The organism is Bacillus cereus group sp. BfR-BA-01360, from assembly GCF_022663595.1.
Classification (GTDB): domain Bacteria; phylum Bacillota; class Bacilli; order Bacillales; family Bacillaceae_G; genus Bacillus_A; species Bacillus_A cytotoxicus.
Window position 1 is genome coordinate 1 of sequence record NZ_JAKUFV010000078.1, and the last position, 448, is coordinate 448.

Consider the following 448-nt stretch of genomic DNA (forward strand, 5'->3'; position numbering starts at 1 on the left):
ATGAGTCAAGATATTGAAAAACAAATTAATCAATTGAATCAAAAATTACAAAGTGTATTCGAAGAACAGGATCGAAATCAATTTGCAATTCAAACTCAGGAACATGTGGAACGAGATTTTTATGAATGGAAAAATAGAAGTAATCGTTTATTTAATCGAATTTTAGAAACTTGGCATCGTGATAAAGAATTATCTTATTTTTTTATGAATATGCGTCAAGAAGCACAACACATTGAGCGAAAACTTACATTTGAATTGGAAAACCAAAAAGAAACATTGTTTAAAGAGAAACGAGATCTTAGGGATTTAGAAAATGATTTTTCTTATCAGAAACAAAAATTAGTAAAGGAGACCAATTCATGAGTTTAAATATGTATTTGGGAGAAGTACAAAACCAAACTCAAAGTATGAATGCTGTATGTACTGCTACCATTCAAGGTATGGAACA

1 protein-coding gene is annotated in these 448 nt (G+C 29.2%); it reads left to right on the plus strand.

From position 1 onward, the window contains the following. A partial coding sequence (locus tag MR056_RS21980; RefSeq protein WP_012094619.1) for a DUF3958 family protein occupies positions 1 to 363 on the plus strand: 363 nt, incomplete at its 5' end. Between the last annotated feature and the right edge of the window lie 85 nt (positions 364 to 448).